Below are 13,615 nucleotides of genomic sequence, written 5' to 3'. Positions count from 1 at the left end.
GTTAACCTCCTAAATACTCAATCCATGTATGTGCAGCTCCTGCTTTTTCAACTGCCGCTACAATTTTTTCTGCAGTATGTAAATCTTCAGCTAGTAACAACATGCTTCCGCCACGTCCACCACCAGTCAATTTACCTGCAATTGCACCATGGGATTTTCCTATTTCTAACAACTCTTCTATTTTATCATGACTTACTGTTAAATTTCTTAAATCTTGCTGACATTCATTAAAAATATTGGCTAATTGTTTGAAATTATGATATTCGATTGCCTGACTTGCTTGGTATACTAAGTCCCCAATATTTTCAATATGTTTCATGTATTCTTGTGATTCACATAAATTGTGAACATCTTCAACTGCTTGTTTTGTTGAACCTTTTACGCCAGTGTCAATAACAACCATATAGCCATTTAATTGAAGTGTTTTTAAAGTTTCAGCATGACCATTTTGAAACCATACTGGTTTATTAGAAACAATCGTTTGTGTATCAATACCACTTGGTTTACCGTGAGCAATTTTTTCTGCCCAGTTAGCCTCTTCAATTAATTCTTTATCACTTAAAGTTTCTCCTAGAAAATCATAACTTGCTCTAGTAAAAGCAACAGCTATTGCTGCACTTGATCCTAACCCTCTTGAAGGTGGTAAATTAGTTTGAATTTTAATTAATAATGGCTCTTCTACACCCGTTTTGTCGATAAAACGTGTCACGATTGATTTTAAATGCTCTGGCGCATCATAAAGAAGACCATCATAAACATCACTTTCGATGGCTGAATAATTTCCCTTTTCAAGGCTTTCTATTAACACTTTAATTTTACCGGCGTTAAATGGAATAGCTATAGCAGGTTGGCCAAAAGTTACTGCGTGCTCGCCTATCAAAATAATTTTACCGGTAGACTCCCCGTATCCTTTTTTTGTCATGTTATTATCACCTTTTATTATACCTTCACTAATCTGATTCTTCATTGTCTTTACGTGTTTATGTTTGTATATATAGTTTTTTACAGAGTAATATTTTAACGAGTATCATATGTAATGATATTATTACGATTTTAAATAACAAACTATATATTTTATACCTCTATACAAAATCTTGAATATATTTACCTTTAACTAAGGTTTTGTAAACATTTTTACATTTTATAAACTTAAATCTGCTCTTTTTATATAAATTTTTCCACCTAAACTATAATACTACAAATAATTCTTGGAATACACAGATTTATATATAATATAAGAAATTTAATGTACTCAATACATCATTTTTATAGTTTATTAAACTACGTTATCACTGCAAAAACTATAAAAAACCGTCTTATTTTAAAGACATTAAACCTCAATATCGATTATATTGTGGTACTAAGTCATATTAAATAAGACGGCTAATTATTTTAAATTGTCATTGTTATCTAATTTATACTACTTTTCGTTCATTTTAGTTATCATTTTTGCATTACGGTCTATCATTTTATCAAAATAACCTTCATAGCGTTGCCACTCATCGTCAGTGATTGGGTCCATATTTAAGCGTCCACCTAAATCTTTGATGGCATATAGTAATAAAAACATGGTGTCTTGTACAGTAATCTTTTTATTTAAAAGCGTTTCAAGGGATGCCATGCATTGTGGTTCAATATCAGGATAAATAAACTTAGTTGTTTCACCTTTTAAAGCACGGTCATAAAAATGTTTCATCATTAATGCACGTTCTGAACCCGAACCTTCAACACATAGATAGACTTGAACTGCAATACCGCCTCTTACACGTCTTTGTGAAATGCCTGCAAATTTCTTACCATTAATACTTAAATCGAATTTTCCTGGGCAATAAGAATGTGTAATTTCAAGAGTATCTATCTCTACATCTTCGTCTTCGAACATTTTGGCAACAAGCAAATACATAACAGTAAATGCTTCATCAATTGTCGTTTCTGACTGCCCTTTGAACATTAATGAAATATTTAATATTCCTTGATCTAAGACAACCCCAAGACCTCCCGAATTACGTACAATCGCGTTATAGCCCATTTCATCTGTTAGATAGGCAATACCATCCTTTAAGAATGGTAATCGAGAGTCATGAATACCAAGAATAACAGTATGTTGATGAATCCAAGTTCTCACTACGTTAGGTGATAAATCTTTACCTACACTTTCGCTAAACGTGTCATCAAAAGCAAATGATTGCATAGGTTCCAAACCACTGGAATGGTCAATGTATCGCCATTCTATGTCATTAAAATATTTATTTGCTAAGTCCATTATTGTAATGATTGTGCAGCAGTAATAATTGATAAGTTATAGACATCTTCAATTGAACATCCACGAGATAAGTCATTTACAGGAGAATTCAAGCCTTGTAAAACTGGACCAACTGCATCATATCCACCTAATCTTTGAGCTATTTTGTAACCAATATTACCTGCTTCTAAACTAGGGAAAATGAAAACATTTGCATCTCCTTGAATTTTAGCACCTGGCGCTTTTTTCTCAGCTACACTTGGTACGATTGCTGCATCAAATTGGAATTCCCCATCAATAACAACATTGTCTAATTGTTCTTCAGCTACTTTATCTTGCGCTAATTTCAATGCATCTTGAACTTTAGTCACGTCATCTGATTTAGCAGATCCTTTAGTTGAAAAGCTTAACATAGCTACTTTAGGTTCCATACCAAAACTTTGTGCAGATTTAGCACTTTCAACAGCAATTTCAGCAAGACCTTGTGCATCTAATTCAGGGTTAATTGCACAATCGCCAAAGATATATTGTTCTTCGCCTTTCATCATAAAGAAGATACCAGATGTTTTTGATACACCAGGTTTAGTCTTGATAACTTGTAATGCTGGACGAACAGTATCACCAGTTGAATGCGCTGCTCCACTTACTAAGCCTGCTGCTTTACCAGTATATACAAGCATTGTTCCAAAGTAATTAACATTTTCTAATAATTCTTCAGCTTGTTCTTGTGTTGCTTTGCCTTTACGGCGTTCAACAAATGCGTCTACTAATTCTGCTTTCAATTCACTTGTTGAAGGATCGATGACTTCTATATTAGCAATATCCAAACCTTTGTCTTCTGCTAAGGATTGAATTTTTTCTTTATTACCTAAAACGATTGGTGTTACATAATCTGTAGTTTGTAATTGTGTAGCCGCAGTTAACACACGTTCGTCTTCCCCTTCAGGTAACACGATATTTACATTTTTTCCTGATAATTTGTTTTCTAATACATTTAATAGATTAGTCATAATGTCCTCCTTGAATTTCTTTTTCATAATAACGTTTACAAAACTAATTATACGTTATTTTAAAATAGAATTCCATTTCACTTTTTTGTAATCATTTACTTAGGAGCTGACTATTTATTTATGATAAAATTTAATGTGAATTGATATTATAGAATTAAAGGAGCGATAAATATGAGTGAAGCAGCCGAAACATTGGATGGTTGGTATAGTTTACATTTATTTTATGCAGTTGATTGGGCTACTTTTAGATTAGTCCCTCAAGAAGAACGCGAATCAATGATTGCTGAATTCGAAAGTTTCGTGAACGATAAATCTGAAGCTAGAAGCTCTCATACAGGAGATCAAGCTATTTATAATATTACAGGACAAAAAGCCGATTTATTATTATGGTTCTTACGTCCTGAAATGAAAGACCTTAATTTAATTGAAAATGAACTTAACAAATTACGTATAACTGATTTCTTTATTCCGACATACTCTTATGTGTCAGTCATTGAATTAAGTAATTACTTAGCAGGTAAATCTGATGAGGATCCATATGAAAACCCTCATGTAAAAGCTAGATTATATCCTGAACTACCACATTCTGATTATATTTGTTTCTATCCTATGGATAAACGTAGAAATGAAACATATAACTGGTATATGTTACCAATGGAAGAAAGAAAATCATTAATGTATAACCACGGAATGATTGGACGTAAATATGCTGGTAAAATCAAACAATTTATCACTGGTTCTGTCGGCTTTGATGACTTTGAATGGGGTGTTACTTTATTCTCAGATGACGTCTTACAATTCAAAAAAATTGTTTATGAAATGCGTTTTGATGAAACTACTGCACGTTATGGAGACTTCGGAAGTTTCTATATAGGTCATATTTTAAACCCTGAAAACTTCAATCAATTTTTCAAAATTTAACAGTTGATTATCAGAGAATTCCTATTTTTATATGAATAGGGATTCTCTTTTCATATCTATAAACCAATTAAAAAAGTACACTTTGCAAGCAAAGTGTACTTCTGACGTGTAGTATCCTTGGGAGAACTTTAATCACTACTACGTATAAGTTAACTAAATTAAATATATTGTCGCTACCCAATATATTTTGTAATAGTTAACTAATATTAATTTAACCTTTTTGAAATATTTGAAACATTATTTTAGTGTTGAGTTATATATAAAATGCAATAAGTTTATATAAGTATCAATTTATACATTTTCCTTTTATTTTTCTAAATTTTATCGAAAAATCATGAATTAAATTGCTTATCAATTTTGTCATTCACTTCTTTTTTCTATATAGTTATTAAAACTGAAATGTTTTACAGCCTTTCTTTATCGCTATATAATGGTTTTTTCTCTTTTCATACTCTATAATTAATATATCTAAATTTAAAAATTTTAAAAACTGGTGATTAAATGACAAAAGTAGTAAATGAAAACGAGCATGAACGTCTCATCAAAGATGTGGTTATGTTAGCCGCACGTGTTTTACTTGAATCTGGTGCTGAAGGTACACGGGTAGAAGATACAATGAATCGCATCGCTAAAAAATTAGGTTATCAAGAAAGTAATAGCTTCGTTACAAATACCGTTATTCAATTTCATTTACATAATGAAGCAACCCCACGTATGTTTAGAATAAAAACAAGAGACACTAATTTAATTAAGATTTCACAAGCAAATGAAATTTCTCGTTTAATTACTAAAGGGACGATGGGTCTTGAAGAAGCTAAAGAAAAATTAGAAAAAATTTATGTCGCTAAAAGAGATAGCAGCCTTCCTTTTAAAGGATTTGCCGCAGCAATCATTGCAGTTAGTTTTTTATATTTACAAGGTGGTTCCCTAGTAGATATTATTACTGCTCTACTTGCAGGTAGTTTAGGTTATCTAGTTGTTGAAATACTAGATAGAAAGTTACATGCTCAGTTCATACCTGAATTTATAGGCTCTGTTGTTATAGCTTTGATTGCTGTAACTGGTCATACTTTAGTACCTCAAGGTAATCTTGCGACCATTATTATCGCTTCAGTCATGCCTATTGTTCCTGGTGTATTGATAACAAATGCGATTCAAGATTTATTTGGTGGCCATATGCTTATGTTTACAACGAAATCTTTAGAAGCACTTGTCACTTCATTTGGTATAGGTGCAGGTGTAAGTTCAATATTAATATTAATCTAGGAGAGTTGTTATATGTTTTGGATATTAAATTTTATATTTAGTTTTTTAGCATCTCTGTTCTTTTGTGTCATATTCGATGCTCCTAGAAAATTATATCTATCTTGTGGATTTGTTGGGGCTTGTGGTTGGATGGTTTACACACTGTTCTATAATGGATTAGAAGCTCATACAATATATTCCAGCTTCTTCGGTAGTCTTGCATTAGGTCTATTAAGTCACTATATGGCTAGATATAAAAAAGAACCCGCTATTATTTTTATGGTAACTGGAATTATACCTTTAGTTCCTGGTGGTCTTGCTTACGATGCTACTAAAAGCTTAGTTTTATTACACTTTAATAAAGCAATCAATACCATGCTTGAAGTTACATTAATTGCAGGTGCTATTGCTTTAGGTTTACTGTTTGCAGATCAAATTTCAAAAATCATTATTTCTGGGTTCGCTATAACTAGAAAAAAACTATAAATATAAAAAAAGTCATGATGAGTATTTAAGAGGTTCTCTCTTTTCTCATCATGACTTTTTAATTATTATTTATTTTTGACTGGTTCATCAACCATGTTTTCTACCTCATCTTCACTTCTGTTTAAAATTAATCTACTTAATTCATCGTTATCAATTTTTTTCAATTTAGGATAGCGAATGACAAAGAAAATCAATCCTAATACTAACCATACACCTAATGCAATATAAGATGGTAATGAAAGTGATGCTGGTGTACCAGGTATTAATAATAAACATAAGAAAATGAATGATACGACTGAACCAATAATACCGAATGTTTTATAAATTGGTGCATACGTATTACTTTGTTTATTGTAACTGAATAACTTAGTAGCAGATAAACAAGTCACAAAGTATGCTACAGAAACACCTGTTGAAGACATATCAACAATCCATGTTAACGCAGTACGTCCTAACCATGGTGCTATTAAAGATACCGCAACTAAGAAAATAATTGCTACATAAGGTGTCTTGTATTTACTATGAATGCGGCTAAATACTCTTGGCATAATTCCTGAACGTCCCATAGAGAATAGTAGTCTGCTGGCACTCATCAAGAATCCATTTAATCCAGTAAAGATACCCATCATAATAGCAATAGCTAATACAGCTAAACCAATATAACCAAATGCTGTTTGTGTTTCTGCACCTGTTAACCATAACTGGCCATTTAAACTTTTTTGATCTGTACTTAACCATCCTGTATATAAAATCATTACAACATATGTCATAGATGCTGCAAGTAAACTATACACAATTAACTTAAATGTTTTGTTTGGTGCAAAGTTAAATTCTTCGGCTGTTTGTGGTATATTATCGAATCCTACATAAGCCCATGGAGCAATTGCTACTATAGTGATAATAGACATGAACCAACCTTCATGTGGATTTGATAATGGTTTTAAGTTATCTAAGGCAAAGTTATTACCAAAGAATGAACCAAAGAACATTAATAATACTACAATAACCATAGCTACACAAAAATAATATTGTAATGACCCAGATACACTTGCGCCTCTAATAGCTATAAACATAAAGACAAGTAATAATACTGTTGCAATAATAATTTCAGTTATGTAGACATCCCAACCTGCAACTGAATACATTTTTCCGTTATTGAGTACACTTGGTAATAAAAATTTAATCAATAAACTAAAAGCGGTGGCATTCAATGCTACAACACAGACATAACCAAAGGTTAAGAACCATGAAGAGAAGAAACTTACATATCTACCAAAACTTAAGAAACTAAATGCAAATGCCCCACCAGAAACGGGGAATTTTTCTACTAAAGCACCATAACTTACTGCGATTAAAATCATAAGTATAGCGCCAATGACAATACCAATGGACGCAGCTACAGGACCTGCTTGCCCAATCCAATCCCCTGGTAGTATAAATGCGCCCCAACCAATACATGAACCATATGCAATCGCCCAAACAAACTTTTCTGATAAGTTCTTTTTGAGGTCGCCTCTATCTACCTTTTTATTTTCGTTATTTTCCATAATTAAAAACTCACCTCGATGTATGTGTATACCCGAAAAGGTGAGTCATGTAACTTAAATATCGAATTATTATTAATTTTATTTCAAAAACTGAACTAACGGTTTTATTAACCTGAAAACTTAAACGTTGCAATAATTAACATTAACCAGCCGACAATAAATAATACGCCACCAATTGGTGTAATAGCACCTAATATTCGCACTTGTGTTAAAGCTAATACATATAATGAACCACTAAAGAATACAATACCAAAGAATATTAACCATCCAGCCCAATTAATGTTGATTGATGTTGTTCCGCCAATCACACCAATAATTAATAATGCTAGTCCATGGTACATTTGATACATTGTCGCTTTTTCCCAAACAGACATGTACTTTTCTGATAGCTTACCTTCTAAACCATGTGCACCGAATGCACCAGTTCCAACAGCCATCATTGTATTTAAGGCTCCTAATATAATAAATAATTTCATCATAATTTATGTTCTCCTTTATGTTTAAAAATCAAATATAGACTCACCGTTGCCTATTTCATCATCAGTCGTCATTAAATTAGAATTAGAGATTGAATTCGTATTGGTTGGTTGAGATTTTGCACTTTCCGTATTAGAAACTTTTCCACCCATTGCTCTAATTTCTTCAACTGTCACATTATCATAGCCAGATTTACTATAATTATCACTCATTGGTTTATTCGCTGTACTTACCTCTGTATGCGTAAAATCATTACCTTTAGATTTTCCCATACTCATTTTGTCTGTAGCCGAAGATGTATAAAGTGCTGTAATTGTATGTATCGCATACATATGTTTCTCAAAATCTTGTTGTGAAGTTGATTCGTCAGCTTGAACGAGTTCTCGTTCTATTAATTGAATCACTTTGTCTTTATCCATGACTATTATCCTCTCTTTCACACCAATGAATAGGCGTTTTACCTTTTGATACTAAAAATGAATTTGCTTTTGAATAAGGTTTAGAGCCGAAGAACCCTCTATACGCAGATAATGGACTTGGATGTGGTGACTTTATTATATAATGCTTAGATGTATCGATTAATTTTATTTTTTGTTGGGCGGGTTTTCCCCATAAAATAAACACAACATCTTCTCTTTCCTCTGAAATGGTACGAATCACTTCATCTGTAAATATTTCCCAGCCAATATCTTTATGGGAGTGAGCATCACCCTGTCTTACAGTTAATACTGTATTAAGAAGTAACACACCTTCTCTTGCCCAATCCTGTAAATGTGGTGACTGACGTCTACAACCTATGTCTTCTTCTAATTCTTGGTACATATTTCTTAATGAAGGTGGAAATTTAGCATTAGGTTGTACTGAAAAAGCTAACCCATGCGCTTGATTAGGGCCATGATAAGGATCTTGCCCTAATATGACAACTTTAATGTCTTCAAACGGTGTTAAATCAAAGGCTTGATAAATATTTTCTCTATCTGGATAAACAATTTGTGTTGTATATTCTTTTTCAAGAAAGTCATGCATTGCCTTGAAATCATGTTTAGACGTAATATTATGAAAAACTTCAGACCATTCCATCCTTTTTCACCTCAAAGATATTTTAACATATCTCTACCTTCAAATTATAATTAGGTTTAATGTAAACTTTTATTTAAAATAAGTTTACAAATTATCTTGAATTATATATAGTTCATAATAAGATGAATTAAAAGTTTGGAGAGACGTATATGTGTACAGGATTTTCATTTTACACAAAACAGCAACATCATTATTTAGCTAGAACTATGGACTTTGCTTTTGAATTTAACGGCATACCAACTGTAGTACCTAGAAATTTTGATTATCAATTTGATTTAGAACCATCTATGAAACTCACTTACGGTTTTGTCGGCACTAATTTAAAGGTAGGTCGATATCGTTTTGGAGATGGTGTTAATGAATGCGGCATCGCTATTTCAAATCATTATTTTACTGGCGAAGCATCTTATAGCAAACATAAACGTTATGGTTATTTTAATTTAGCTCCTGAAGAATTTATCATATGGGTGCTTGGCTTCACTAAAAATATTCAAGACTTAAAGCAAAAAGTCAAAAAGGTCAATATTATGCATGAGAAGAATGAAACGTTGAACATTGTACCACCGCTTCACTTCATTATAACTGACCGTGAAGGTCATACTGTGTCAGTAGAACCACATAATGGTTTGCTTATTGTTAAAGACAATCATATAAATGTGCTTACTAATTCACCCAATTTAGAATGGCACATACAAAATTTAAGAAATTATGCTTTTTTATCGCCTGAAAAGTCTACTAATCATTTAGTAGGCAAATTATTAGTAAAATCTATGGGTGCTGAAGCAGGTACAAATGGATTACCAGGTGGATATACTTCTCCTGAACGTTTCGTAAGAGCAAGTTATTTAAGACATCAACTACCACAATCAAACGATGAAGAACAAAATTTGATTAATTGTTTTAAAATATTAGATTCTGTAAGCATTCCTCAAGGTGCCGTCATTGATGCTGGGGAAACACACTACACGCAATATCAATTAGTAATGGATAGTAAAAATAGGACTTATTTTTTAAAACCTTATTTCACAAACCAAATATTTAAAATTCAATTAAATGAAGACTTACTATCAAAAAATGATATGACATTTATCGATATTGATCATCAGTTAAAAATAACTCATCTTAACTAATTAGATAACATGACAAATAAACTTTATAATATGACACTATTTTATTTTGCTACTATGTGAATCGTGATATGATGGTAACAGTATTAGAAAACATTGGGAGTGAATTCAAATGGCATTAAAAAAAGTATTAACAATTGCTGGTTCAGATACTAGTGCAGGTGCTGGTATGCAAGCTGATTTAAAAACTTTTCAAGAATTAGACGTATACGGTATGGTAGCTTTAACTTCTATCGTAACTATGGATAAAGAAACATGGTCTCATGATGTAACACCATTACCTATGGATGTATTTGAAAAACAACTTGAAACTGCTATTTCTATTGGTCCAGATGCTATTAAAACTGGTATGCTAGGTACAGAAGAAATCATTAAACGTGCTGGTGAAGTTTATGAACAATCTGGCGCTAACTATTTCGTTGTCGATCCTGTTATGGTTTGTAAAGGTGAAGATGAAGTACTTAACCCGGGAAATACTGATGCAATGATTCAATATTTATTACCTAAAGCAACAGTGGTTACCCCTAATTTATTCGAAGCTGGTCAATTATCAGGATTAGGTAAACTAACTTCTATTGATGAAATGAAAAAAGCAGCTCAAATCATTTATGACAAAGGTGCTCAACACGTTATTATTAAAGGCGGTAAAGCTTTAGATCAAGATAAATCATATGACTTGTACTTTGATGGTAAAACATTCTATCAATTAACTACAGATATGTTCCAACAAAGCTACAATCATGGTGCTGGATGCACATTTGCAGCTGCGACAACAGCTTATCTTGCAAATGGTAAATCACCTAAAGAAGCAGTCATTGCAGCAAAAGCATTCGTTGCTTCAGCTATTAAAAATGGTTGGAAAATGAACGACTTTGTTGGCCCTGTTGACCATGGTGCTAACCGTCGTATAGAACAAATTGACGTTCAAGTAACTGAAGTTTAAATATAATCATAGATTTTATTAAATAGACTAGGCTTACACTATCGCATGTTTTGTATAGTGTAAGCCTTTTTCATTCTATTAATCACCTAACTTCTACCTACATATATAGTCGTAGTTGATTATCCAATGATAGACTGAGTTAAAGTTTATACCAAAGCCTCATGTCTAATGGTTGATGAACGTGTATGATATAAAGTGTAGAGAGATAAAGGAGGTATAACAACATGATTATTCATAAACAAGATATCCAAGACGGTATTCCTAAATACGAAATCATTACTAAAAAATTCAAATCAATCACTGTTAAGTTTGATGAAACCTTTAATAAAAATGATATCTATCGATTACTCTCTCTACTTGAAAATGACGTCGACAGAATGCATTTCAGTCACGCATGATTGTTATTTTCAGCATCAAGAATCTACAGATTTAAAGTTTAAAAGGTAAAAGATCCATGTTTCAAACGTTCAAACAATGGTTTTAAAGTTTCTTGGCCCCTAACTACAGACACTTTAAATGCCATCATCCCTAAAATACTCATCTTAATAACGATAAAAAGTGCTAATGTTAACCAAAGTTGTCCCCTTTGGTGGTTCAGAGAGAAACTTTGAACCTTCTTAACATTAGCACTTTTCTATTAAAAAAAGAGTCTTATGACAATTGTATTTAACAATTACCACAAGACTCACATATTAATTAAAAGTCTTCTTTTTCTTGTCGTTCTTTTACCCACCATAATGCTTTTTCAGGGTGAGCTTCATAATAAGCTTTATCTTTTTCATTATCTACGTTAGGGTAAGAACCTTTAAGTGACTTACCTGCTGTAGCTGCATGTAATAATGTAATAACTAAGAATCCAATAACACTAATTGCTGTTAAGTAATAAGCTGGTGCTAATACATTACCTGTAGCTTCAACTAACCATGAAGCAATTAATGGTGTTGTACCACCAAATAATGATACAGATACGTTAAATGTTACTGATAATGTACGATATCTAATATGTGTATAGAATATCGTTGGAAGTGATCCTGGCATTGTTGCTTCATAAGTTGATAAGAAGAATCCTAGAATTAAGACACCAATGATAATGAACGGTAATGATTTTGTTGCTAATAATGAAAATGCAACAATACTTAATAACGTTAATCCACCAGTACCGATTAAGAATACTTTCTTTTCACCTATTTTATCTGCCAATTTACCGAATCCTAAAGCTAATGGAATCATAATTGCCATGATACAAGTAATGATGACACTAGTTGTCGTTTGATCTACTTTTGCAACTTGACCTAAATATGTAGGTAAGTATGCTGTCACCATATAGTTCGTAACGTTAAAGAATACTACTGCTACGAAACAAACGATGATATCTTTGTAGTAATAACGAATGATACCAAAGAAATTAATCGTATCTCTTTTCGGAGTTTCTGCAACATCATTTTCAAATACAGGTGATTCTTCCAATTTTCTACGTAAGTATAATCCAAATAAACCTAAGAATAAACCTAAAATAAATGGAATTCTCCAACCCCATGCTTGCATTTGATCATGAGTTAAGAAGAAACTTAATAATGCAATCATAATTGAAGCTGCAATATAACCAGATAATGTACCAATTTCTAATCCACTACCTAAGCTATTACGCTTTTTATCTGGTGAAGACTCTGCAACATATGTCATTGCACCTGCATATTCCCCACCAGTAGAGAAACCTTGTAAAATACGCGCTAATAACAAGAGAATAGGTGCCCATATACCAATCGTGTCATAATTTGGTAGTAAACCAATTGTTAATGTAGACAGTGCCATTAATATAATTGTTGTAGTTAATACAACTTTACGACCGTATTTGTCGCCCACAATACCAAATACGATACCACCTATAGGTCTAAGTAAGAATGCAATCGCTAATGCAGCAAATGTAAATATTTGCTGAATTTGAGGATTGTCGACTGGAGAGAAAAAGTTCGCTCCTATGTAAGCTGTCGTATAAGCATAAACACCAAAGTCAAACCATTCCATGGCATTACCAATACCGGTTGCGACAACGGTTTTTTTCGCTTTTTGAGCGTCGACCATGTTAATATTTTCTTTTTCGAAATCCATGTAATTTAACACTCCTTTGTATGTTACATAATTATACTATGATAGTTAATGTTGTCAAATTGATTTAATTTTATTTAAATTCAAAAATACAAATTTATTCATTTTACAGAAAATTAGTTAAAATAAAAAAATCTATTCAATCAAATCATCCATTAAGAAAAATTATTTAAAACAAATTCTATTTTATCTAATTTTTACAACAATTAACTTTACCCCATCTTCTTTATTCCAAACCATTATCGTATCCTTATTTTTCATTGAATAATCAATATCTTCATTAATACCAATGGTTCTAAAGTATTTTATTTTATAAGAAGACCACGTTATATCGAGTTTATTCATCACAATATCACAAACTAATTGTCCTGGAACAATATCATCATGGATTTCATTTTTATCGTTTACACATGCCAAATAGTGTTTTATTA

General features: G+C 32.0%; 15 protein-coding genes. 6 read left to right on the top strand and 9 right to left on the bottom strand.

Annotation, left to right across the window (positions count from 1 at the left end; genetic code table 11):
• Position 1: 1 nt before the first annotated feature.
• The 3 genes from mvk to pta form a co-directional block, all read right to left on the bottom strand.
• A complete protein-coding gene (mvk, locus tag GVY01_RS00660) occupies positions 2 to 922 on the bottom strand; it encodes a mevalonate kinase (protein WP_017636378.1) in 921 nt (306 codons plus the stop codon).
• A 498-nt stretch (positions 923 to 1,420) separates the two neighbouring features.
• Entirely contained in the window at positions 1,421 to 2,263 is an 843-nt protein-coding gene (locus GVY01_RS00655) for a lipoate--protein ligase family protein (RefSeq protein ID WP_026083429.1), read from the bottom strand.
• Positions 2,263 to 3,252 (bottom strand): phosphate acetyltransferase, encoded by a 990-nt coding sequence (pta, locus tag GVY01_RS00650; RefSeq protein ID WP_017636380.1) that lies wholly within the window; start codon positions 3,250 to 3,252, stop codon positions 2,263 to 2,265. The genes GVY01_RS00655 and pta overlap by 1 nt, the downstream gene beginning before the upstream one ends.
• A gap of 171 nt (positions 3,253 to 3,423) precedes the next feature.
• Here pta and hemQ point away from each other — a divergent pair, with 171 nt between their 5' ends.
• From hemQ to GVY01_RS00635, 3 genes are all read left to right on the top strand, one after another.
• The gene (gene hemQ / locus GVY01_RS00645; RefSeq protein ID WP_017636381.1) at positions 3,424 to 4,173 is read left to right on the top strand and encodes a hydrogen peroxide-dependent heme synthase; all 750 of its coding nucleotides are present in this window, start codon (positions 3,424 to 3,426) and stop codon (positions 4,171 to 4,173) included.
• A gap of 501 nt (positions 4,174 to 4,674) precedes the next feature.
• Complete coding sequence (locus GVY01_RS00640; protein WP_017636382.1) at positions 4,675 to 5,439, top strand: threonine/serine exporter family protein; 765 nt, start codon at positions 4,675 to 4,677, stop codon at positions 5,437 to 5,439.
• Between the two features lie 12 nt (positions 5,440 to 5,451).
• Positions 5,452 to 5,904, top strand: coding sequence for a threonine/serine exporter family protein (locus tag GVY01_RS00635; protein WP_017636383.1), 453 nt, complete (start codon positions 5,452 to 5,454; stop codon positions 5,902 to 5,904).
• A 65-nt stretch (positions 5,905 to 5,969) separates the two neighbouring features.
• Here the strand turns inward: GVY01_RS00635 and GVY01_RS00630 are convergent, their stop codons facing one another.
• From GVY01_RS00630 to GVY01_RS00615, 4 genes are all read right to left on the bottom strand, one after another.
• Positions 5,970 to 7,451 (bottom strand): APC family permease, encoded by a 1,482-nt coding sequence (locus tag GVY01_RS00630; RefSeq protein WP_017636384.1) that lies wholly within the window; start codon positions 7,449 to 7,451, stop codon positions 5,970 to 5,972.
• Between the two features lie 107 nt (positions 7,452 to 7,558).
• Entirely contained in the window at positions 7,559 to 7,927 is a 369-nt protein-coding gene (locus GVY01_RS00625; protein WP_096807881.1) for a DUF423 domain-containing protein, read from the bottom strand.
• A 24-nt stretch (positions 7,928 to 7,951) separates the two neighbouring features.
• Positions 7,952 to 8,347: a DUF5327 family protein gene (locus tag GVY01_RS00620; protein ID WP_017636386.1), complete on the bottom strand. Its 396-nt coding sequence runs from the start codon at positions 8,345 to 8,347 to the stop codon at positions 7,952 to 7,954.
• Positions 8,340 to 9,008 (bottom strand): uracil-DNA glycosylase, encoded by a 669-nt coding sequence (locus GVY01_RS00615; protein WP_017636387.1) that lies wholly within the window; start codon positions 9,006 to 9,008, stop codon positions 8,340 to 8,342. Before GVY01_RS00615 ends, GVY01_RS00620 begins: the two co-directional genes overlap by 8 nt.
• 149 nt (positions 9,009 to 9,157) lie before the next feature.
• Between GVY01_RS00615 and GVY01_RS00610 the strand changes: the two genes are divergently transcribed.
• The 3 genes from GVY01_RS00610 (at position 9,158) to vraX (ending at position 11,476) form a co-directional block, all read left to right on the top strand.
• Complete coding sequence (locus tag GVY01_RS00610) at positions 9,158 to 10,138, top strand: choloylglycine hydrolase family protein (protein ID WP_017636388.1); 981 nt, start codon at positions 9,158 to 9,160, stop codon at positions 10,136 to 10,138.
• A gap of 109 nt (positions 10,139 to 10,247) precedes the next feature.
• On the top strand, positions 10,248 to 11,078 hold the full coding sequence (thiD, locus tag GVY01_RS00605; RefSeq protein ID WP_017636389.1) for a bifunctional hydroxymethylpyrimidine kinase/phosphomethylpyrimidine kinase: 831 nt from the start codon (positions 10,248 to 10,250) through the stop codon (positions 11,076 to 11,078).
• A 224-nt stretch (positions 11,079 to 11,302) separates the two neighbouring features.
• Positions 11,303 to 11,476, top strand: coding sequence for a C1q-binding complement inhibitor VraX (gene vraX, locus GVY01_RS00600; protein ID WP_017636390.1), 174 nt, complete (start codon positions 11,303 to 11,305; stop codon positions 11,474 to 11,476).
• Positions 11,477 to 11,774: 298 nt separating this feature from the next.
• Here vraX and GVY01_RS00595 read toward each other — a convergent pair whose 3' ends face one another.
• Both GVY01_RS00595 and GVY01_RS00590 read right to left on the bottom strand, forming a co-directional pair.
• Positions 11,775 to 13,187 (bottom strand): MFS transporter, encoded by a 1,413-nt coding sequence (locus GVY01_RS00595; protein WP_017636391.1) that lies wholly within the window; start codon positions 13,185 to 13,187, stop codon positions 11,775 to 11,777.
• A 183-nt stretch (positions 13,188 to 13,370) separates the two neighbouring features.
• Complete coding sequence (locus GVY01_RS00590) at positions 13,371 to 13,601, bottom strand: hypothetical protein (protein ID WP_236549861.1); 231 nt, start codon at positions 13,599 to 13,601, stop codon at positions 13,371 to 13,373.
• Between the last annotated feature and the right edge of the window lie 14 nt (positions 13,602 to 13,615).

The sequence above is a fragment of the Staphylococcus sp. 8AQ genome (assembly GCF_902506595.1).
GTDB classification, from domain to species: Bacteria; Bacillota; Bacilli; order Staphylococcales; family Staphylococcaceae; genus Staphylococcus; species Staphylococcus pasteuri.
The sequence above is the reverse complement of the archived record's forward strand: the minus strand, read 5'-3'. Positions and strand labels throughout refer to the sequence as shown.

Excerpts from the sequence above, each read along its gene's own strand:
- mvk (WP_017636378.1), bottom strand. The coding sequence starts at position 922 with ATGACAAAAAAAGGATACGGGGAGTCTACCGGTAAAATTATTTTGATA.
- GVY01_RS00655 (WP_026083429.1), bottom strand. The coding sequence starts at position 2,263 with ATGGACTTAGCAAATAAATATTTTAATGACATAGAATGGCGATACATT.
- pta (WP_017636380.1), bottom strand. The coding sequence starts at position 3,252 with ATGACTAATCTATTAAATGTATTAGAAAACAAATTATCAGGAAAAAAT.
- hemQ (WP_017636381.1), top strand. The coding sequence starts at position 3,424 with ATGAGTGAAGCAGCCGAAACATTGGATGGTTGGTATAGTTTACATTTA.
- GVY01_RS00640 (WP_017636382.1), top strand. The coding sequence starts at position 4,675 with ATGACAAAAGTAGTAAATGAAAACGAGCATGAACGTCTCATCAAAGAT.
- GVY01_RS00635 (WP_017636383.1), top strand. The coding sequence starts at position 5,452 with ATGTTTTGGATATTAAATTTTATATTTAGTTTTTTAGCATCTCTGTTC.
- GVY01_RS00630 (WP_017636384.1), bottom strand. The coding sequence starts at position 7,451 with ATGGAAAATAACGAAAATAAAAAGGTAGATAGAGGCGACCTCAAAAAG.
- GVY01_RS00625 (WP_096807881.1), bottom strand. The coding sequence starts at position 7,927 with ATGAAATTATTTATTATATTAGGAGCCTTAAATACAATGATGGCTGTT.
- GVY01_RS00620 (WP_017636386.1), bottom strand. The coding sequence starts at position 8,347 with ATGGATAAAGACAAAGTGATTCAATTAATAGAACGAGAACTCGTTCAA.
- GVY01_RS00615 (WP_017636387.1), bottom strand. The coding sequence starts at position 9,008 with ATGGAATGGTCTGAAGTTTTTCATAATATTACGTCTAAACATGATTTC.
- GVY01_RS00610 (WP_017636388.1), top strand. The coding sequence starts at position 9,158 with ATGTGTACAGGATTTTCATTTTACACAAAACAGCAACATCATTATTTA.
- thiD (WP_017636389.1), top strand. The coding sequence starts at position 10,248 with ATGGCATTAAAAAAAGTATTAACAATTGCTGGTTCAGATACTAGTGCA.
- vraX (WP_017636390.1), top strand. The coding sequence starts at position 11,303 with ATGATTATTCATAAACAAGATATCCAAGACGGTATTCCTAAATACGAA.
- GVY01_RS00595 (WP_017636391.1), bottom strand. The coding sequence starts at position 13,187 with ATGGATTTCGAAAAAGAAAATATTAACATGGTCGACGCTCAAAAAGCG.